This is a genomic window from Trinickia sp. Z7 (assembly GCF_056498045.1).
The window spans coordinates 68,165-85,996 of sequence record NZ_JAUEQW010000013.1 but is presented as its reverse complement, the minus strand read 5'-3'; the positions used below and the strand labels follow the sequence as shown (position 1 = coordinate 85,996).

The following is a 17,832-nucleotide window of genomic DNA, read 5'->3' as shown; positions in this document are numbered from 1 at the left end:
GGTCTCCGCAGCGTATGCGGAGAAGTAAAGATGCGCTTGGCACACATCGACCGAGAAGAGCGTCGCGTTATCTTTCGGATCCCGCCCGTCACCATCACGATTTTAATTTCGCCTTCAATCCATACGATGTCGAGAACCTTCGTTCACCGCCTTGCCGCGCTCGCTTTCGGTTTGTCCTGCGTCGCGACCACGTGCCACGCGGCGTGGGTCATCGTCGATGCGGGACACACGCCGGCCCATCCCGGCGCGACGGCTGCGAGCGGCCGCGTCGAGCACTTGTATAACCTCGACCTCAGCAAAGCCGTAGCCGACGACCTCAAAGCGGCGGGCGATCGCGTCACCCGCACCGGCGCGGATGGGTCTGACATCGCCTTGGCCGATCGCCCGAACACCGCACCGAAAGCCGATTTCTTCATCTCCATTCACCACGATTCGATGCAGCAGGCGTGGATCGACTCGGGACGCAACAAAGCGCTCAAAGGCTACGCGATCTTCGTCTCCGAGCTCAATCCGCATTACGAGCGAAGTCTTGCTTGCGCGAAGGCGATAGGCGAGCGCTTGCAGGCTGCCGGAGAAACGCCGTCGCTTTACCATGCGACGCCGGTCAAGGGGGAAAACCGCCCGCTGATTGATCGGCGCCTCGGTATTCACAAATTCGACGATTTAGTCGTGCTGAAAACGGCTCGCATGCCCGCGGTGTTGGTCGAAGCGGGCGTCATCGTCAATCCCGACGAAGAAAGGCGATTGGCGCAGCCGGCCACGATCGACAAGCTGGCCGACGCAATCTCCAGAGGCGTCATGGATTGCCGTCCGTGAAGCAATGAACGGTTGCTTTCTGTTTTCGTGTGTCAATAAAAAGGAAAAATCATGAAGAAATTCGCCGTTGTCGTAGCCGCTTCACTCCTCCCGCTGGCGGCGCATGCCGCCGGCTGCGGCAAGCCGCGTAACGCATTCGATCAGGTCTATTGCGCGAGCACGGTCTTCTCCCAGGCCGATCGCGACTTGAATCAGCAATACTCGCGTTTGCGCACCCACTTGAATCCGGACCAACAAACGTCGTTGAAGAACGGGCAGTTGCAGTGGCTCAAGCAACGCGACCAGCAATGCAGCGAAGAAAAGCCCAGCGGCTATTTCGTCAATTTGGATTGCGCCGTGAACATGACGCAGCAACGCCTCGCATTCCTCCAAGAACGTGAGCGCGAGTGCAACAGCACGGGCTGCGCCAGCGACAAGCTCGGGCAGTAGCAGCGCGTCGCACCGAGCGCGGGCGGCAGGATAAGCTGCCCGCAATTTGCGATATCCATCCTTCGTATAATGTGGGCCATAAGATTTCCGAGAGGGCCTTCTCATGAAGAACGTGATTCGCGTCGGCGACCCAACTAGCCACGGCGGCAAGGTCGTGACCGGTGCGTCGGATTTCGAGGTCGACGGCATCCCCGTCGCCTGTGTGGGGGACACCTGCACCTGTCCGATGGACGGTCATCAAAACTGCACCATCGTCGAAGGGGATACGGAGTTCATCGTCGATGGCCGAGCCGTAGCGTTCGATGGACACAAGACGAGCTGCGGCGCCGTACTTCAATCCACGGCGCAAGGTTTTGGCGGCAGCTAACGCCCGTTTGATCGATCACGCTAGCGCTGCCAGAGCCGGCGTTTCGTAGCCCCTTCACACGGGGCTCAATGCGCCGGCATGTTGCATTGCCCGCCGTGCCGCAACGAGCGAAGCTCGCGCGGCACGCGCATCGAAGGCCAAACGGATCATCGCGGGCAATTGCGCAGGCGCTCGCGCGAGTTCACGCAAAATCGGCCCCAGGGCAGTCGTGCCATCGTCGCGCAGCCCCACCGTCGCCGCAGGCGGCAAGGTCTGCCCCGCCGGGTCGACGATCGCTCTGCACACGGCAAACGGCAGCCCACGCGCGCCCGCCTGTGCCGCCGCGATGTGCGATTCCATATCGACGGCCAGCGCACCCGTACGGGCATGCAGCGCCGCCTTCTGCTGCTGCGTCACCACGGGCGCGGCCACCGCCGCCAGCAGGCCGCGCGCAAGAGGCGTCCCGGGCAGCGCGGCGCGCAATGCCGAGGCGATGCGCTCGCTCCACGCCGAATCGGCAGGCACTCGGCCCGACGGCCCATCGATCGCATCGGCGACGATCACCGTACCCGGCGCCAAGTTTGGTGCGAGCCCGCCCGCGGTGCCGAAGCTCATCACGCCACGCGCACCGCGCGCCAATGCCTGCTCCAATGCACGTTCGAGCCGATCCGCACGCGCCGCATACACGACCTCGACGCCCGGCCCGCGCGCGATACGCGCTTCGAACGCCATCCCTGTCACTACGATCAACGGCAATGCCGCGTCGATCGCCATTACATGCCCACCGCGACGCGCGCGCGGCGGTCACGCGTGAGATTGCGGTAGCGCGCCAACGCCCACAGCGGGAAGAATTTGCGGTAACCGTGATAGCGCAAATAGAACACTCGCGGAAAGCCGGTGGCCGTGAAGCGCGTCTCGTCCCACAAGCCGTGCTCGCGCTGCGTCCGAACGAGGTAATCGATGCCGCGCGTGACGGCCGGATGATCGATGATGCCCGCAGCCATCAATCCCAGCAGCGCCCATGCCGTTTGCGAAGCCGTGCTCGCGGCCGGTTCGTAGCCGCGATAGTCGAGCTTGTAGCTCTCGCCGCCCTCCCCCCAGCCGCCATCGTCGTTCTGGATGGCGATGAGCCACTGCGCCGCGCGCTTGATCCGCGCGTCGTCGTGCGCGATGCCCGCGGCGTTCAGCGCACTTAGCGCGGTCCACGTGCCGTAGATGTAGTTCATGCCCCAGCGGCCGTACCAACTGCCGTCGTCTTCTTGCTCGGCAAGCAAGTAGTCGTACGCGCGCCGCGCAGGCTCGCTATTGCCCGGCAGCTCGCCCAACTGCGCCAACATCGACAAGCATCGGCCCGAAACGTCGGCTGTCGGCGGGTCGAGCAAGGCGCCATGATCCGAGAATGGAATGTTGTTCAGGTAGTACTGCGTATTCTCGGGCTCGAAAGCGCCCCATCCGCCGTCGCTGCTCTGCATGCCGACGATCCATTCACGCGCGCGCGCGATCGCTTCGCGATCGACATTGGAGCGCGTCAGCGCGGCCGCGCGGTGCATGGCCATCGCGACGACGGCAGTGTCGTCGACGTCCGGATAATGCGGGTTCGCGTACTGGAACGCCCACCCGCCGGGACGAACGTGGGGGCGGCGCGAGATCCAGTCGCCGCGCACGTCGAGCACTTGCAGCGGGCGCAGCCACTGCAGGCCGCGCAGCGCCGCCTCTTGCGCACGCGGCGCCTCGACTTCGAGCAGCGCATGTGCGACGAGCGACGTGTCCCAAACGGGCGACAAGCAAGGCTGGCAGTACGCTTCTTCGTCACCGATCACGAGCAGCTTGTCGAGCGAGGCGCGCGCAATGGCTCGGTTCGGATAGTCCGGTCCATAGCCCAGCGCGTCGTACATCATCACGGCATTGGCCATCGCGGGGAAAATCGCACCCAAGCCGTCCTCGCCATTCAAGCGCTCGTCCACGAACGCCACCGCGCTTTGCACCGCGCGCTCGCGCGTTCGCTTGGGAAACCACCCGTCGACCGCGCGCAGGATCGAATCCACGACGCGGAAGAAAGCAAACCACCCGCGGCTCTGATGCCCTGCGCGCGGCAATAGGCCCGTCGCCGACGGATTGCCCAGAAAGAGCTCGTCGATCCGCACGCCAAGCGGATTTTTTGCGACCGGGCGCCGCGCATTGAGCACGAGCAGGGGCACGATGACCGTGCGCGCCCAATACGACACCTTCGATAGATGAAACGGAAACCACTGCGGCAAGAGTGTGATCTCCACAGGCATCATCGGCACGGCGCTCCACGGCACCATGGCGAACAACGCCAGCAAGATCCGCGTAAACACGTTCACCGCCTCGGCGCCGCCCGCCCCGAGAATGGCCGCGCGCGCGCGCCGCATGTGCTCGGCGTCTTCGCACTCGCCGGCCATCTTCAGCGCGAAATAGGCCTTCACGCTCGCGCTCACGTCCATGGCGCCGTCGGTGAACAGGGGCCAACCGCCGTCGGCCAGTTGAATGCGGCGCAAGTACCGCACGATCTTGCGTTCGAGCTCGACATTCGGCGCTTCGCCCAGGTAGTGGACGAGCAGGAGATATTCCGCGGGAATCGTCGCGTCGGCTTCGAGTTCGTAGACCCAATGCCCGTCGGGGCGCTGATCGGCGAGGATGGCATCCGTCGCGCGCGCGATCGAAGTCTCGAGCGCAGCGCGCGACTGAGCGGCGCCTGAAGCGCTCGAGGCCGCCATCACGGCGGAAGGGGCGGAAATGTCGTTCATCGGCATCTCAATGGGTAGCAGGCGAAGCCAGCGGCTTCGCAGTCGAATATTTGGGTTTTACGTTCGGCCTTGGCCAGGGCCGGCGCTGCACGCCGCAGCACTCCGATACGCACGACACTGCGAGCGATGCGTCCGCTCAAAAGAGCGCGTAGCGCAAGACGATCCACAACAGGCGCAGACGGGGCTTCGTCACCGGCGTGCGCGGCACGTCGAAACCGCGATCGAGCGTCCGCTCGAGCAAGCACCGGTAGACGCCCGACATGATGCGCGGCGCGCGCACCGCATTGCGCGGCGCGGTGTCCATGATCGCGTCGGCTTGCGCAAAATGCCCAAGCGCTCGCTGCGCCAACGTCGCGCAGACGCGCGGCAGCGATGGATCGTCGGCGATCGCAACGGGGTTGGTCGCAGCGATACCTTCGCGAGCGAGCAATTCACGCGGCAAGTAACACCGGTTGATCGCCGCATCTTCGTCGATGTCACGCAAGATGTTGGTCAACTGCAACGCACGCCCCAGATGATGCGACAGCGCATGCCCGGCATCATCCGTCATCCCGAAAACCCTCACCGACAAACGGCCCGCTGCGCTCGCGACACGGTCACAATATAGGTCGAGCGTCGCTTCATCGGGCGCGCAGATATCCTGCGCGGCATCCATCGCCATGCCGTCGATCATCGCGTGGAAATCCTCGCGACGCAGGCCGAACGCGCGAATCTGGCGCGCTAGCGCCGACAGCGCGGGGCGGGGTTCGCCGTCGTAGCACGCATCGATATCCGCACGCCAACGTGCAAGCCCGGCGCTGCGTTCGGCACGCGGCGCGCTGCTGTCGGCTATATCGTCGACCGCGCGGCAAAACGCGTAGATCTGAAACATCGCATCGCGCTGCGCCGCGGGCAGAATGCGCATTGCGAGGTAGAACGAGCTGCTCGACGTGACGGTTGCGGCGTCGGTTGCTGGTTCGTCCGCGACGAGATTGGAAACGGCCAAGGCGAACTCCGCTATGCGCCCCTGCGGGGCGAATGAAAATCGATGCTGATTTGCCGCGCGCCACGGACACTGCGCGCCACATTGACGCAACGCGCTAAGTTCGGCAACCGGCACGCGGCGCCGGCAAAGGGGGCCGGAAACGGACAAAAGTATACCAACGTTTCATTGAGGAGCCACAGACGCGAGCGCGGCGGCCGCTCGGTCCCGGCATACCGGGGCGGCAAATGCGCGCGCCCGCGTGAGCTTGCGCACGCTCGTTCGTCGAACGCGCTGCGCGCTAGCCAAGCGCGATCGAGCGGTTGCGTCCCTGACGCTTGGCGCTGTAAAGCGCGGCGTCGGCTTCGTTGATGAGCACCTCGTAGCTGGGCAGTCCCGGGCGCGCCGCCGCGCCGCCCACGCTCGCCGTGACGGGCACGCGCACGCCCTCGGCTTCGACCGGTGTATCGCAGATCGTCATGCGAACCTTTTCGGCGACGATCATCGCATCGGCAAGCGGCGTGCACGGCAGCAGCAGCGCGAATTCCTCGCCGCCGAACCGACCGAAGGTGTCTTGCACGCGCACCGCATCTGCCACGCGTTGAGCCATCACGCGCAGTACCGTATCGCCGACGGCATGACCGAAGCGATCGTTGATGTCCTTGAAATGGTCCAGGTCGAACAACAGCACCGAGAGCTCGCCTCCATAACGCTGCCAGCGTAGAAATTCGTCGCGCAGGCGGCTCTCGAAGAAACGCCGGTTCGCGATGCCGGTCAAGCCATCGCGATTGGCGTATTCCTGCAGCTTTTCGACGGCTTCCTCACGTTCGCGCTGAACCACGCTGACGTGCGTTACGTCGGAGATCGTCACGCAGACGGCCTCGACTTCGCGCCCGCGCGTGAGCGGCATGAACGTACAGTCTTGCTGCATGAAGTCCACGCCGCCGGTAATCGGCCGGTCGTGATCGAACCTGAACAGATAGGGCCGTTGCTCCCACGAACTGAACGCGAAGCTGCCGAGCTGAAACACACTTTCGATCTTGCGCGACAGCCATACGCGCGGCAATTCGGGAAACGTGTCGAAAATGGATTTGCCCACGACCGTTTCGGCAGGCTGGCCGCTGTGATCCTGCATGAACCGGTTCCACATCAGCACCGTCATGTCGCGGTCGAGCACGAAAATGCCGAAGCCCACGCGTTCGATCACCAGGTCGCTGAGAGATTGCTCCATCGCTTCGGTCATAGGCTGGATAGGAGCGCGTCGAGCGCCTCATTCATCCGACGAATAGAATCCTCGGCCATGAGCATCACGAGGTGAGCACGAAACGTCTGGTCTTCGAGCGCGAAGTTCACCTCGAGCAGCAACGCCGTCTTCCATGCGAGCACGTCCGATTGAAAGACATCGTCGAGCGAGATTTTTTCGCCGAGCAAGCCGGGCGCCGAAAAAATCGGTGTGCGGTCGAGCTGATTGAGGATGCACGAGACGCACGCTCCCGTCAGCACGTTGGCCACGTCGAACATCAGCTCGGTTTGGCTCACGGAATCGTAGGCGGAATTGACGTACGGATCGTTCACCAGCGCGCACAATTGGCCGACCCCGCTGCTGCGGCAGATGACGAGCGCCTCGCCCTTGAGGTCGGAGCGAAACCCTTGCCGCACGGCTGTGACGCTCTCCTCGATGCCGGTCATATCCCGCAGCGTGCGAGCGGCGTCTTCGGCGCGCACGACGCGAACGCGAGGCACCGACAACTCGATGAAAGTGTCTAGCAGACGCGCGAGCCGCGTCGCCGCCTGTCCCATCGCCAAGTTGGCGATTTCCTGCAAGGCGTCGCGCTGCTCTTCGGTGAACACGTTTTCACGCATACAACCCGTACTCCTTGAGGATGGGCAATATTGCCTCGGGCGTCACGGGCTTGGCGACGAAGGCGGCCGCCCCCAACGCGCGCACGCGTTCCTGAGCGAGCGGCTGCACGTCGGCGGATACGACGATGACGAACGTATTCAGGTCTTCATGTTGCAGCGCTTCGAGGACTTGATAGCCGGTCATGTCCGGCATCGTCAGGTCCAGAAACATCACCGAGGCCTTTCCCGCGCGATAGAGCGTGAGAGCCTCACGGCCGTTCGATGCGTATGCGATGTCGACGTCCCAGTCGGCCGGCAAAGCTTTCGTCAGAACCTTACGGGCAAGCAGGGAATCATCGGCGATCACAATCGGCAAAGGCATGGCAAGCGTGATGGAAACGAAAACGGTCTATATCGCGTTAACGGCGGCTCGGCACTCTTCTTTAGCGGAAAACGAAGCGCGGCGACGGGCGGCGCGCGCAAGCGATCGCGATGCGGCCGGCGGCGGGGCGAAAATGCGCCGCGAGAGAGCGGCGCAAACCGTGCTTCGGCGTGCGCCTGCTACATTGAGCGCATCATGCCTTCATAAAATGAAGCGAAATTCTCGGAGCAAACCGGCGGAAAATCAACTCTTCAATTTCAGAATCGATCAACCAAGCTTATCGATTTCTCCTGTATGAAGAAATAAAGCGGGGCATTTCTGGCAGAATATGCGGTAATTTTTCTTTTGTGTACGTTTGCGCTTCGAATTTCGTCGCTGTTTTAGGGCGAACGTTCGGACCTCCTCGTGCATCGCGGGAGCGCGAAAAAGCTCGGGCGAGGATAAGTCGCTTATGATGATTGAAAGGTAACCGCTCGCTAATTGAACAGCCCAAGAACATGAACCGCCGACGGCCCGCAGCTTCGACGACGAACGCCCTGCCCGGCGATTGGCAAGACGGCTCGCCCGTGCAGGCCATGCCCGTACCGGACTTCCGCGCCCGGCGCGTGACCCTCATCGTGCTGCTCGCCGCGGCGATCGTCTTGCCGTGCGTCTATGCCGGAGCTATCGCTTACTCCGATTTCCGCGCCCGCGTCGCATCTGCGACCGATGCGACGGTTAGAACCGTGCGCATCGCCGAAGAACACGCGCTAAAAGTATTCGATCTGAACGAAACGCTCGATGCGCGCGTCGACGATCTGGTACGCGGGCTCACCAACGAGGCGATTCGCGCGAGCGAAGCCGACATCCACAGCAAGCTGCAAAAGATCGGCGGCGGCTATCCGCAGGTCGCTTCGGTGTCGATCTTCGGCCCGGAAGGCGTCTTGCTCGCAAACAGCCGCTACTACCCGGCGCCGCACGCGTCGATCGCCACGCGCGACGACTTCGTCGGAATTCGCGGCGGACGCATTCTCGAGCATGTTTCGAAAGTCATGGTGTGGCATGCGGGTAGCGGCGATGCCGTCTTCAATACGGGCATCGCACGGCGCGCCGCCGACGGTGCGTTCGCAGGGCTCGTCTCGGTCGCGCTGCGCCGTTCGTACTTCGAATCGTTTTACCGCGAACTGCTCGGCAATGAACGCGGCGCGATGTCGATGACGCTCGCGCGCAGCGACGGCGCGGTGCTCGCCGCGTATCCGCCGCGTCCCGAATCGGCCGTGGTCGCGCCGCAGTTGGAAACGGCGCTCGCCGCCGGCAGCCGCTCAGGGGTACTGCGCATTGCCGGCGAGGGTGGCCAGCGCGAGCCGCGCGGCGGCAAAATTCTCGCCTATCGACAGGTCGGCTCCTATCCCGTCTATGTGTCCTGCGCTTATAGCGAGGCGGCCATTTGGACGGCGTGGTCCAACAGAGCCTTGATTTCGGCAACTTCCATATTCGTGCCGTCGATCGTGCTCTGGTTCGTGCTCGCCCTCTCGCTCAAGCGCCTCGCAGCCGAAAAGCAAGCATGGGAGCGTTGGCAGGCCGAAGCATCGATGCGACGCTCGATCGAATCGGCGTATCGGCAGTCACGCAAGATGGAAGCGCTCGGCAACCTGGTCGGCACGGTCGCGCACGACTTCAACAACCTACTGACGATCGTCGCAACGAATGTCCAAATCGCGCGCAGGCGCGACGCCGCCGGTCTCGACCGCGAACTGAGCGCCATCGAGCGTGCGTTGAAAAGCGGGCAGTCGCTCACGCGCCAACTGCTCGGCGTCGCGCGCAAGCAGCCTCTGCGCAACGAAGTCATCGACTTGTCGCGCTGGCTGGCAGCCAGTTGCGAATTGCTGCGCGCCTCGCTCGGCGCCAAGGCCTCGCTCGTCGTCGATATCGGCCGCGACATCTGGCCGATCGAAGTCGACAGTGCGGAACTAGAACTCGCCCTCATCAACGTCGCAGTCAACGCTCGCGATGCGATGCCCAACGGAGGCCGATTCACCGTTCGCGCCACCAACGTGAGGCTCGAACGCGAAGGCGGGTTCGCGCTCACGGGCGAGTTCGTCCAGATTTCGCTCGAAGACACCGGCGCGGGCATGGCGCCCGATGTCCTTGCTCATGCGTTCGAACCGCTCTTTACGACCAAGCCCAAGGGGATGGGCACCGGCCTCGGCCTGCCGCAGGTATTCGCATTCTGCGACCGCTCGGGCGGTCTGGCGACGATCGACAGCACGCCGGGCGTCGGAACGTCGGTGCGGCTTTATTTGCCGCGCGCCGTCAACGCGCCTACGGTCGCCGCCTCCGTCGCGCAGCGAGCCGCCTACGCCGAGCCGCCCGGCGCGATGCACGTCCTGCTCGTCGAAGACAACGACGAAGTAGCCGCCGGCACGGAGGCGTTATTAAGGATGATGGGGCACCGCGTAACCTGCGCATTCAATGCGGACGCAGCCTTGCGGCTCATCGCGGACAGCAAAGCCCGAGCCGACGATCCGTTCGACGCGCTCATCTCCGACATCCACATGCCCGGCGCCCACAACGGCATCGACCTCGCCGAAGCGGCACAAGCGCTGGCCGCGCCGATCCCCGTCATTCTCATCACGGGTTACGCGCAGGAGCTCGAGCGCGCGAGGAATGTCAACGTGCGCGTGCTGTCCAAACCTTTCGATATCGCGTTGCTGGAATCGATGCTTCAGACCATTGCGCGCGAGCGCGAGCTTGGCGCCCCAGCGCACGGCAAGGCGACTTGAGCGGGGCGGCGCGAGTTTTGCGTATTCATCGAGCACCCAGCCTCGAGGAGGTCATCATGCAGCACACCGTTATCGCGTTTTTCGATACCTATCCCCAGGCCGAAGCCGCTCGCGATGCGCTCGTTGCGGCCGGCGTCGCGCATGAGGACGTGATGCTCAAGGCCAGATGCGAGCCGACCTATGCAAGCGATGCGACTTCGGCCGTCGATGCCGCGCCCACTGCGAACGAGGGTTTGCTCGCCAGCATCGAGCGCTTTTTCGAATCGCTGTTCGTCACCGCGCCGCCTGAGCATACGAGCGCGCAGTACGCAGAGGCGGTTCGGCGCGGCGCCGTGATGGTCTGCGTCGACGCGTCGACCGATGCGCTCGCGCAACTCTCCCGTGCAACGCTCGAAGCCATGGGGCCGCTCGACATCGAGGAGCGAGCGGCAACTTGGCACGCTCCGGCAGACGACGCCACACGTTCGCACTCGCCGCTCGAAGAACTGGGCTTGCGCCCGAGTGTGCCCGCTGCGGCAACGCGCCCGAGCACGGTACGGAGCTATCCGCGAAGTGGCGCCGGCGAACCCGTTGTCGGCTCCTTGCCGGCGGCAGGCGCTGCGCAACAGCAGGCCACCGAAGCAAGCGCGACTGCCGTCGCCGCCGGCTCCGCCCCCGGCATGGGTGCGGTGTTCACGTCGGGGCCGGGCGAACCGCCGGCGCCCCCTGTCGCACCCGAGGCGTCGAAGCCGCGCGCCCCCGCCATCCCCGACGAGTTCTTGCAAGACGCCGAAAGCTACCGTGGCGGCGAATCCAAGCCTGACGGAACGTGAGCGGTCACTTCGGCGAAGCGTGACGCTTCACCCACGCTTCGAAACGCTGCACGAAGGTCGTGAGGAACTTGCGCGTGTCCTCGCTGGCGATACCACCATTGGCGTCGAAGAACGAGTCGGTGTGCTTGAGGAAGATCTCGGGCTGGCCGAGCGTGGGAACGTCCAGATATGCAAGGACGTTGCGCAAATGCTGCTGCGACAACGCCGTGCCGGTCGCGCCTAGGGAAATTCCGCAAACCGCCGCCGGCTTATCCTTCCATGAATTGGTCCCCCACGGCCGCGAACCCCAGTCGATTGCGTTCTTCAGCACGCCCGGCATCGAGCGGTTGTATTCGGGCGTGACGAACAGCAAGCCGTTCGAGGCTTCGACGCGCTTTTTCAGTTCCTTTGCGACGTCGGGGAAATCGGCGTCGTAGTCTTGGCTGTAGAGCGGCAACGAACCGATGTCGAGGAACGAGAACTCGAAGTCGCCGCTTGCCAGCTTGGTCAGAGCGTGCGCGAGCTGCTTGTTGAACGATTCCCGCCGCAGACTGCCGACTACCACTTCGATTTTGTAAGCCATGGCGTTACTCCCACGATTGAGGACGAGAATGCCGAAGCCGGAAGGTTCGGCCCAACTACCCATCATAGCCATCGATGCTTCGCTTCGCTGGCCCGTTTTTCCGGCAACCCACTAAACGCGCCGCCGGCTGGGCCTCTCACCCCGCCTTTCCACAACCTTTTCCACAGAATCTGTGGATAAGTCGTCAATATCCCACCGCGCTTACGAATCGACACATCCATGACGATTGCATGATGTCCCGGAAGGCTATTCGACGGTGAGCGAACATCTTTGCGTTTCCTTGCATCCGTTCGCTTACCCCCGGCGTATTGAAGGCAGCAAGGGTCGTGCGTCGCGAAACGGCAAGAACGGTCGGTCAGGCAATCGAAAGATTCCGGCTTCTCGTCCCGTCCAGCAGACACCGGCTCAAGCTATCGAGGCCCACCTAGAGGCCATCTGATTTTTCACTTCAATTCAAATCAGGAGCATCAAATGAACAAGCAATGGATCGCCGCCGCCGCTTTCACCGCAGCCCTCGGTGCAACGCTTACGACGCCGGTGTTCGCTGCCGACATGGAAAAGTGCTACGGCATCGCGCACGCAGGCCAAAACGACTGCAAGGGCAACAGTCACTCGTGCGCAGGCCAGGCGACGAAGGACATGGACAAAGGCGAGTTCAAGGCTGTCGCCAAAGGGACATGCGGCCAACTCGGCGGCACGCTCTCGCCCGCGATGTAACTCACCGTATGTCTCTCGGACGGCGCGCCGATTGCGCGCCGCCACCGGCCCCTCGCGGGGCTTGTCCACGCGAGCGGTCGCGACCCTAGGAGCAAAATGCAATGAATCCGCAGGCACTGATGGGCGCAGGTCTTGGGTTGCGCGCGCCTCATGCCGCCGCCGCGCTCGCGCGACGTCCGCGCGTCGGCTGGTGGGAAGCGCACAGCGAAAACTATTTCGGGGGCGGCGAGCCCGTCGCGGCGCTTTCGCGCGTGCGGGAGGACTACCCGGTGAGCCTGCACGGAGTGGGGCTAGGGCTCGGCAGTGCGGAAGCGCCCGCGCCGGATCATCTAAAACAATTGCAAGCGCTCGTCGCGCGCATCGAGCCCGCGCTCGTCTCCGAGCACCTCTCGTGGAATCGAGCAGGCGGCCGATATTTCAATGACTTGCTGCCCGTACCACGCGTGGAAGGCGCGATCGAAGTCGTCGCCGAACACATCGACGCCGTTCAGAATGCGCTTGGCCGGCCGCTGCTGATCGAAAACGTCTCGGCCTATGTCGCTTTCGACGGCGAACTGTGCACGCAAGCCGAGATGCTCGCACAGCTCGTCGCGCGCACCGGCTGCGGCATCTTGCTCGACGTGAATAACTTGTACGTCAATGCGCTGAACCTGGGCATCGATCCGCTAGTGGAAATGGCGAGATTGCCGAGGGGCTGCGTCGGCGAAATTCACGTGGCGGGATTCGAGTGGTTGGACGCGATCGCGATCGACTCACACGGCGCGCCGGTTTGCGACGCCGTATGGTCGCTGCTCGACGCCGCGTTCGACCGGTTCGGCCCGACGCCGGTGCTGCTCGAGCGAGATTCGAACTTGCCGGCGTTGGACGCGCTGCTCGAGGAGTACGCGCTACTGGAAGAACGCGTGGCCGCGGCCGATACCCGCCTGCGCTCGGCTCAAACCGCCATGCCCGAGGTGGCGCCATGTTGAGCCGGTCCTCTTACGCCGCGCGGCTCGGCGCTTTCGCTGCTTCGCTTAGTGGCGATGATGCCGAGCCCTCCGGGGTGACCTCGGCCACGAAAGGGCGCTTGAGCGTTTATCGAAACAATGTGCGACTCAATCGCATCGCCGCCCTCACCGATGCCTTCGTCAACGTCGTTCGGCTCGTCGGCAAAGAGTACTTCCATGCGCTCGCACGCGCCTACGTCGATCGCACGCCGGCGGCGAGCGCCAACCTTCATGAGGACGGCGCCGCGCTGCCCGCGTTCATTCGCAGCTTCGAGCCCGCAGGCGACCTGCCCTACTTGGGCGACGTGGCCGACGTGGATTGGCGGCTGCATCGCGCCTACTTCGCCGACGACGCTGATGCAGTCGATGGCGCGAGACTCGCCGAACTCGGCCCTGATCAATTTGCGGCGGCCTCGCTGCGGCTCATGCCATCGGTTGCGCTGGCGCGCTCGAGCCGTTGGCCGATTGCCGACATTTTGGCGATGCACGGCGGCGGCGCCCCCGCGCGGTTGGACGCTGGAAGCCAATCCGTCTTGATTTGGAGAGAAGCGTTCTCCGTGCATTGGCAGGCGCTGGGGATGGCAGAAGCGCAGGCGGTCGCTGCGTTGATGGCCGGCGCCACGGTTCAAGCAGCGCTCTCCGATATAGGCGCCAACGCGAATTCGTTGCTTGCGCAACTATTCGGCCGTCGGCTCGTCCACGCTATCGAGGTACCTCATCATGAAACGCTTATCTAGCTGGTTTCATCGTCTCGATGATATTGCAGTCGCACTACAACCGTTATTCGCGCTAGCGATACGACTTTATTTATTCCGCGTATTTTTCTTGTCGGGCTTAACAAAATTGCGTAGTTGGGACAGTACGCTTTATTTGTTCTCCAACGAATATCACGTGCCGGTCCTGCCTCCCGCGGTAGCGGCCGTGATGGGCGCCGGCGGCGAATTGATCTTCCCGGTCTTGCTGTTGGTCGGGTTGCAGCCACGGTTCGCCGCCGCGGGACTTTTCTTCGTCAATCTCGTCGCGGTATTGTCTTACCCAGGGTTGGAACTCGTCATGATCAAAGACCACATCCTGTGGGCCGTCTTGATCGCTTATCTGTTCTTCCATGGAGCCGGGCGTTGGTCGCTTCAAGGCTTTCTGCATCGAGGGAAGGTCATGGGCGGTGTGCAGCAAAACCGGGCATGAAAACAAGCTCAAAAAAGCGGCCACAGGGCGGCGCAGAGACGCGTGGCGCGCCCGGGTGGCGTTGACGTTCGCTGCCTTCTTTGGACTCGAATCACGAAATGTCACTCGACTCGTTGCAGGCAACTCACCCTCTGTCGTCGCCACGAGCCTGTTGCATCGAGGACGAACGACGACGTTACTCGAAGAGGACGGCGACATTCTCCGGCGGGCGGGCGATCACGGCTCGTCCATTGCGGACGACGATAGGACGTTGCAGCAGGATCGGATGGGCGGCGATCGCTGCGTACAGTTGATCGTCGGTCAGCGCGGGATCGTCGAGGCCCAGTTGTTTATAGGGCGCCTCATTGTCGCGAACCATGTCTCTGACTGCGCCGCCCAGCATCCCATGCAGCGCCTTGAGCGCCTCGACCGACGGCGGCTCTTTCAGATACTCGACAACGGTTAATGGCTCGCCAGCCTGGTCAAGCCGGTCCTTGACGAGTTCACACGCGCCACGCGATTTGGAGCAATGGGGATTGTGGTAGATGGTGATCATGATTCATTCGCCTGTTCACTGAGAGGCCGTTATTTTACGGGCGCAGGCCGTTACGGGCCCAGACTGCGCCGGACGCGAGCGGCTACAAGCCGAGTATCGGCGAGTGGTTTCGCGAAACGATAGTGCGAGAGAGATATCCGCGAGAAGGTCGCGGTGACCCTTCCAGGTTCCTAGCGGCTAATCTCGACTGGATGGTACATGCGCCGCAGCCCGGGGCGACCGCAAGGCGGCGTCGATCGGTGCTTGTTTGCATCGGCCGCCCCTCCCATTTTCCCTGCCCGCGATTGGCGGTATTCGCACAGACGTTCTGTCCCAACCAGGTCGGTCGGCGACAGCGGTGCGCCACGGTTTATGCGCATAAACCGCTGGCATCCCGGCAGCGGTGGGCAGAATCGATCTTCCGGGCCAATCGGCCCGGTCGCCATGTGGGTCCTCGGATACAAACGACGCTGCGTCACCGACCGGCTGCAACGAGCGCTTTGCGGAGCGCAACTTACCTGTTCGCTTTCGCCTTTCGCGGCGACCGCACTCTCACCGATTACTCGCGCCATCGAGTGGCCGCACCACGCTCCGCTCGTGCTGGCTGGCTCGCAGGCTGCCGATTCCTCGAGCCAGGGGATTCGCGACACGCTACCGAACCACACACCAGTCAAATAGGAGACGGGCGACAGATCAAGGGACGCGGCGCACTTCACCGAATGTCGCATCTGTCAGCGCGTGACGTCTTCTCAGCAAATCGACCACCCCTCTAAGCAACCCTAGAACCCCATCAGCTAAACCCTTTATCGTCGCATCCGTTTAACAACAGGCGACAAACTTCATAAACCGGCTGACCCGGTCTCACCCGCTTTATGCGCATAAACCTTGTCCAAATGGCCAGTTCGTGGCGCGCCAACGACGAAAACATTGAATTCCTAAATTTACAAGGTAGAATTCGTCGATCTGTTAAGGAGCTAAAAAAATTGGCAGCCGAAATCGTCGCGGTAACTCAACAGAAGGGCGGGGTGGGCAAGAGCACCATCGCGATGCATCTTGGCGCTGCTTTCCATGAAAAGGGCAAGCGCGTCCTCGTGGTCGACGCCGATGGGCAGAACACCTTGATCCACTGGGCGAGTGCCTCGGCAGACGGCGACTCAGGTATTCCTTTTCCTGTCGTCAACCTTTCCGAAGCCGGCGGCCAAATTCATCGCGAGATCAAGAAATTCATCGGTGACTACGACGTGATCGTAGTTGACTGCCCGCCTTCGATTACCGAAAAAGTGTCGGGCGTTGTCCTCTTGGCGGCTTCTATCGCCGTGATCCCAACCTCTTCGTCTCCCGCGGACTATTGGTCGAGCGTCGGCCTGGTGAAACTCGTGCAACAGGCCCAAGTGATGAACGAGGATCTCCGCGCGGTCTTCTTACTGAACAAGACCGAAGAGAAGCGCATGCTGACCCGTGAACTCAAACGTGCGCTCGAGGACCTCGGGTTTCCTCTCCTCAAAACCCAGATTCCGACGCGTGAAGCGTACAAACAGGCAATGGCGCTCGGTCAAACGGTGCTGCAAATGAATGACCGTGGCGCAAAACTCGCCGCGGCCGAGATCCGAGCGTGCGCGGCCGAAATCGCCTCGATGCTCCCCTGACTTTATGCGCATAAAGGACCCCCAATGAAACCCTCCCAGTTGGCAAAAGGCTTCCAGGCGCGCCCCGATACCACTAGCAGCGAGAAGCGCACGGCCCTCGATCGGCTTAACGCGATAGACGACATCGTACAGGGCGACACGAGGGCATCGGTCAAGACTACGCCGGGGCGGGGCGAGGCGGTTCTTCATTCCGTCACGTCGTCGACCGACGCTCACCATGCAAACGAATCGAACGACTATCGCGCATGGCGTCTCTCGAACAACTACAACCCCGGGCAGGTGATCGAACTCGATTTGCGGGCGATCAAGCCCAGCCCATTCAATCCACGGCACTTTTATCTAAAGGCATCGATCGCCGAACTCGCAGTTAATCTCGCAAAGCAGGGCCAGCAGCAAGCTATCCACGTCATTCCCGATTACGCCAATCCGGGCTCGTATTTCGTCAGCGATGGCGGCCGGCGCGTGCGCGCATTGAAGGAAGCGAACAAGGACACCGTCAAGGCAGTCGTCGTCGATCTTCCGGTCGGAATTGAAAGCTATAAGCTCGGCTACGATCTGAACGTTCAACGCGATTCGCAAACCGTGTTTGATAACGCGATCGTCTGGCGGCGCTTCCTGGACGAAAAGCACTTCCAAAGTCAGAAAGAATTGGCCGAGCACTTGGGACTCGACGAATCCACGGTGGCCGTGGCGCTATCGCTTGCCAAGCTTCCCGAATCGATCATGCAGGAAATGGTCGCGCGTCCCGATCGCTTCGGCTCGAACATGGCATATCAGGTAGGCCGCTATCACTCCGCTCGCGGGGTCGATGCGACGCTGCGCTTGATCAACCGCATCGTTGCGGACGATTTGAGCACACGGCAAGTCGCCGATATCGTCAAGGGCCGGGCGAATCCGCAGGACGATGCGAAGCCGGCGATGCGCCAGCGCTACGCGCAGCGAATGGAAATCAAACTCGACGGTGTCGCGGTGGGGGATCTCAAATCCTACGGCGACGACAGGCTCGAGTTGCGACTGCGCGGCTTGTCTCGTGACAAGCGCGACGACATTCTGCGGCGGATCGAACAGATATTGCAATCGAGCTGAGCCTGGGCGATAGCGCCC

20 protein-coding genes are annotated in these 17,832 nt (G+C 62.7%); 12 read left to right on the top strand and 8 right to left on the bottom strand.

The genetic code is table 11. The annotated features are described in order from the left end of the window. The first annotated feature begins 126 nt into the window (after positions 1-126). From QQS38_RS20285 to QQS38_RS20275, 3 genes are all read left to right on the top strand, one after another. A complete protein-coding gene (locus tag QQS38_RS20285; protein WP_479647144.1) occupies positions 127-816 on the top strand; it encodes an N-acetylmuramoyl-L-alanine amidase family protein in 690 nt (229 codons plus the stop codon). Positions 817-867: 51 nt separating this feature from the next. Next, entirely contained in the window at positions 868-1,245 is a 378-nt protein-coding gene (locus tag QQS38_RS20280; protein ID WP_479647143.1) for a lysozyme inhibitor LprI family protein, read from the top strand. Between the two features lie 103 nt (positions 1,246-1,348). Continuing rightward, positions 1,349-1,612, top strand: coding sequence for a PAAR domain-containing protein (locus QQS38_RS20275; protein WP_479647142.1), 264 nt, complete (start codon positions 1,349-1,351; stop codon positions 1,610-1,612). Positions 1,613-1,666: 54 nt separating this feature from the next. Here the strand turns inward: QQS38_RS20275 and QQS38_RS20270 are convergent, their stop codons facing one another. The 6 genes from QQS38_RS20270 to QQS38_RS20245 form a co-directional block, all read right to left on the bottom strand. Beyond that, on the bottom strand, positions 1,667-2,365 hold the full coding sequence (locus QQS38_RS20270) for a phosphorylase (RefSeq protein ID WP_479647141.1): 699 nt from the start codon (positions 2,363-2,365) through the stop codon (positions 1,667-1,669). Beyond that, a complete protein-coding gene (gene shc, locus QQS38_RS20265; RefSeq protein ID WP_479647140.1) occupies positions 2,365-4,359 on the bottom strand; it encodes a squalene--hopene cyclase in 1,995 nt (664 codons plus the stop codon). Before shc ends, QQS38_RS20270 begins: the two co-directional genes overlap by 1 nt. Before the next feature lie 136 nt (positions 4,360-4,495). Continuing rightward, positions 4,496-5,344 (bottom strand): presqualene diphosphate synthase HpnD, encoded by an 849-nt coding sequence (hpnD, locus tag QQS38_RS20260; RefSeq protein WP_479647139.1) that lies wholly within the window; start codon positions 5,342-5,344, stop codon positions 4,496-4,498. Between the two features lie 277 nt (positions 5,345-5,621). After that, on the bottom strand, positions 5,622-6,551 hold the full coding sequence (locus QQS38_RS20255) for a sensor domain-containing diguanylate cyclase (protein WP_479647138.1): 930 nt from the start codon (positions 6,549-6,551) through the stop codon (positions 5,622-5,624). A gap of 8 nt (positions 6,552-6,559) precedes the next feature. Then, positions 6,560-7,183 (bottom strand): chemotaxis protein CheC, encoded by a 624-nt coding sequence (locus QQS38_RS20250; RefSeq protein ID WP_479647137.1) that lies wholly within the window; start codon positions 7,181-7,183, stop codon positions 6,560-6,562. Next, positions 7,176-7,544, bottom strand: coding sequence for a response regulator (locus QQS38_RS20245; RefSeq protein ID WP_479647136.1), 369 nt, complete (start codon positions 7,542-7,544; stop codon positions 7,176-7,178). The genes QQS38_RS20250 and QQS38_RS20245 overlap by 8 nt, the downstream gene beginning before the upstream one ends. A 10-nt stretch (positions 7,545-7,554) precedes the next feature. On the opposite strand from QQS38_RS20245, the gene QQS38_RS20240 reads away from it, so the two are divergent. The 3 genes from QQS38_RS20240 to QQS38_RS20230 all read left to right on the top strand — a co-directional run bounded on the left by QQS38_RS20240 (position 7,555) and on the right by QQS38_RS20230 (position 11,118). Continuing rightward, positions 7,555-7,842: a hypothetical protein gene (locus QQS38_RS20240; RefSeq protein ID WP_479647135.1), complete on the top strand. Its 288-nt coding sequence runs from the start codon at positions 7,555-7,557 to the stop codon at positions 7,840-7,842. Between the two features lie 199 nt (positions 7,843-8,041). Then, entirely contained in the window at positions 8,042-10,306 is a 2,265-nt protein-coding gene (locus QQS38_RS20235) for an ATP-binding protein (protein ID WP_479647134.1), read from the top strand. 56 nt (positions 10,307-10,362) lie between these two features. Further along, entirely contained in the window at positions 10,363-11,118 is a 756-nt protein-coding gene (locus tag QQS38_RS20230) for a hypothetical protein (RefSeq protein WP_479647133.1), read from the top strand. 4 nt (positions 11,119-11,122) lie between these two features. On the opposite strand, the gene QQS38_RS20225 is transcribed toward QQS38_RS20230, so the two are convergent. Beyond that, positions 11,123-11,680 (bottom strand): NADPH-dependent FMN reductase, encoded by a 558-nt coding sequence (locus QQS38_RS20225; RefSeq protein ID WP_479647132.1) that lies wholly within the window; start codon positions 11,678-11,680, stop codon positions 11,123-11,125. 471 nt (positions 11,681-12,151) lie between these two features. Here QQS38_RS20225 and QQS38_RS20220 point away from each other — a divergent pair, with 471 nt between their 5' ends. The 4 genes from QQS38_RS20220 to QQS38_RS20205 all read left to right on the top strand — a co-directional run bounded on the left by QQS38_RS20220 (position 12,152) and on the right by QQS38_RS20205 (position 14,568). Beyond that, positions 12,152-12,397 carry a BufA1 family periplasmic bufferin-type metallophore gene (locus tag QQS38_RS20220; protein WP_479647131.1) on the top strand — a complete coding sequence of 82 codons (246 nt, stop codon included), beginning with the start codon at positions 12,152-12,154 and terminating at the stop codon, positions 12,395-12,397. Positions 12,398-12,498: 101 nt separating this feature from the next. Beyond that, positions 12,499-13,365: an MNIO family bufferin maturase gene (bufB, locus tag QQS38_RS20215; RefSeq protein ID WP_479647130.1), complete on the top strand. Its 867-nt coding sequence runs from the start codon at positions 12,499-12,501 to the stop codon at positions 13,363-13,365. Beyond that, positions 13,359-14,120 (top strand): HvfC/BufC family peptide modification chaperone, encoded by a 762-nt coding sequence (locus QQS38_RS20210; protein ID WP_479647129.1) that lies wholly within the window; start codon positions 13,359-13,361, stop codon positions 14,118-14,120. The genes bufB and QQS38_RS20210 overlap by 7 nt, the downstream gene beginning before the upstream one ends. A gap of 88 nt (positions 14,121-14,208) precedes the next feature. Beyond that, positions 14,209-14,568 carry a DoxX family protein gene (locus QQS38_RS20205; protein WP_479647128.1) on the top strand — a complete coding sequence of 120 codons (360 nt, stop codon included), beginning with the start codon at positions 14,209-14,211 and terminating at the stop codon, positions 14,566-14,568. A 175-nt stretch (positions 14,569-14,743) separates the two neighbouring features. Here the strand turns inward: QQS38_RS20205 and arsC are convergent, their stop codons facing one another. After that, on the bottom strand, positions 14,744-15,103 hold the full coding sequence (gene arsC / locus QQS38_RS20200; protein ID WP_479647127.1) for an arsenate reductase (glutaredoxin): 360 nt from the start codon (positions 15,101-15,103) through the stop codon (positions 14,744-14,746). A gap of 962 nt (positions 15,104-16,065) precedes the next feature. Here arsC and parA point away from each other — a divergent pair. Continuing rightward, entirely contained in the window at positions 16,066-16,728 is a 663-nt protein-coding gene (gene parA, locus QQS38_RS20195) for a ParA family partition ATPase (RefSeq protein WP_479647126.1), read from the top strand. Between the two features lie 24 nt (positions 16,729-16,752). Beyond that, positions 16,753-17,814: a ParB/RepB/Spo0J family partition protein gene (locus QQS38_RS20190; RefSeq protein WP_479647125.1), complete on the top strand. Its 1,062-nt coding sequence runs from the start codon at positions 16,753-16,755 to the stop codon at positions 17,812-17,814. The last annotated feature ends 18 nt before the right edge of the window (positions 17,815-17,832 follow it).

Bases quoted from the DNA above. Each gene is read 5' to 3' on its own strand.
- QQS38_RS20190 (WP_479647125.1), top strand. From the start codon at position 16,753: ATGAAACCCTCCCAGTTGGCAAAAGGCTTCCAGGCGCGCCCCGATACC.
- QQS38_RS20225 (WP_479647132.1), bottom strand. From the start codon at position 11,680: ATGGCTTACAAAATCGAAGTGGTAGTCGGCAGTCTGCGGCGGGAATCG.
- QQS38_RS20210 (WP_479647129.1), top strand. From the start codon at position 13,359: ATGTTGAGCCGGTCCTCTTACGCCGCGCGGCTCGGCGCTTTCGCTGCT.
- arsC (WP_479647127.1), bottom strand. From the start codon at position 15,103: ATGATCACCATCTACCACAATCCCCATTGCTCCAAATCGCGTGGCGCG.
- QQS38_RS20220 (WP_479647131.1), top strand. From the start codon at position 12,152: ATGAACAAGCAATGGATCGCCGCCGCCGCTTTCACCGCAGCCCTCGGT.
- QQS38_RS20245 (WP_479647136.1), bottom strand. From the start codon at position 7,544: ATGCCTTTGCCGATTGTGATCGCCGATGATTCCCTGCTTGCCCGTAAG.
- QQS38_RS20275 (WP_479647142.1), top strand. From the start codon at position 1,349: ATGAAGAACGTGATTCGCGTCGGCGACCCAACTAGCCACGGCGGCAAG.
- shc (WP_479647140.1), bottom strand. From the start codon at position 4,359: ATGAACGACATTTCCGCCCCTTCCGCCGTGATGGCGGCCTCGAGCGCT.
- bufB (WP_479647130.1), top strand. From the start codon at position 12,499: ATGAATCCGCAGGCACTGATGGGCGCAGGTCTTGGGTTGCGCGCGCCT.
- QQS38_RS20270 (WP_479647141.1), bottom strand. From the start codon at position 2,365: ATGGCGATCGACGCGGCATTGCCGTTGATCGTAGTGACAGGGATGGCG.
- QQS38_RS20255 (WP_479647138.1), bottom strand. From the start codon at position 6,551: ATGGAGCAATCTCTCAGCGACCTGGTGATCGAACGCGTGGGCTTCGGC.
- QQS38_RS20240 (WP_479647135.1), top strand. From the start codon at position 7,555: ATGGAAACGAAAACGGTCTATATCGCGTTAACGGCGGCTCGGCACTCT.
- QQS38_RS20285 (WP_479647144.1), top strand. From the start codon at position 127: ATGTCGAGAACCTTCGTTCACCGCCTTGCCGCGCTCGCTTTCGGTTTG.
- QQS38_RS20280 (WP_479647143.1), top strand. From the start codon at position 868: ATGAAGAAATTCGCCGTTGTCGTAGCCGCTTCACTCCTCCCGCTGGCG.
- QQS38_RS20250 (WP_479647137.1), bottom strand. From the start codon at position 7,183: ATGCGTGAAAACGTGTTCACCGAAGAGCAGCGCGACGCCTTGCAGGAA.
- QQS38_RS20235 (WP_479647134.1), top strand. From the start codon at position 8,042: ATGAACCGCCGACGGCCCGCAGCTTCGACGACGAACGCCCTGCCCGGC.
- QQS38_RS20230 (WP_479647133.1), top strand. From the start codon at position 10,363: ATGCAGCACACCGTTATCGCGTTTTTCGATACCTATCCCCAGGCCGAA.